Genomic DNA, 530 nt, shown 5'->3' on the forward strand with positions numbered 1-530 from the left:
GGATAACAGCATCTCAGGTTCAATGCAAGTGACATCAACAGATCCGGATACAATCCTTGTAAATGTTGATATGTTAACTGGACCAGATAACTTATTAGAAGCTCGTCATTTGGCTTCAATTGTTGGTCATGAAATCGTTCATGTTTATGACATCAATTACCGGAAGCAACTTGGTTTGGCTATAGATAACCGATTTAGGTGGCAGAGTGAGATTAATGCCACAACATGGCAGGTTAATCACTTTGCTAAGCTTGGTATAGTAAGTAAAGAACCTTTCGATTCTAATTACCAGTTCAGGCGTGCGGTCGAACAGTATCGAATGAAAGCAATGCATTGCTCTATGAACCCAACTGCAGGTGATTGTTTATGAAGATACTAACTTTTTTCTTGGGATGCCTGCTGTGTATATTTTTCAGCCCAAGTAGTTATGCAGAGCACTATGTACCTTGGTTTAAGATGGAGATTACCGCTGATCTACCAGCCCCTTTTGGTGAGACTACAGTGGCTTTTATAACTACAGAGCAGGGGGA

1 protein-coding gene is annotated in these 530 nt (G+C 40.8%); it reads left to right on the forward strand.

The genetic code is table 11. The annotated features are described in order from the left end of the window. Positions 1-370: hypothetical protein (locus QWF21_RS18090; RefSeq protein WP_330089433.1), on the forward strand; the 370-nt coding region annotated here is incomplete at its 5' end. Between the last annotated feature and the right edge of the window lie 160 nt (positions 371-530).

The sequence above is a fragment of the Alkalimonas mucilaginosa genome, assembly GCF_036327005.1.
Taxonomy (GTDB): Bacteria; Pseudomonadota; Gammaproteobacteria; order Enterobacterales; family Alteromonadaceae; genus Alkalimonas; species Alkalimonas mucilaginosa.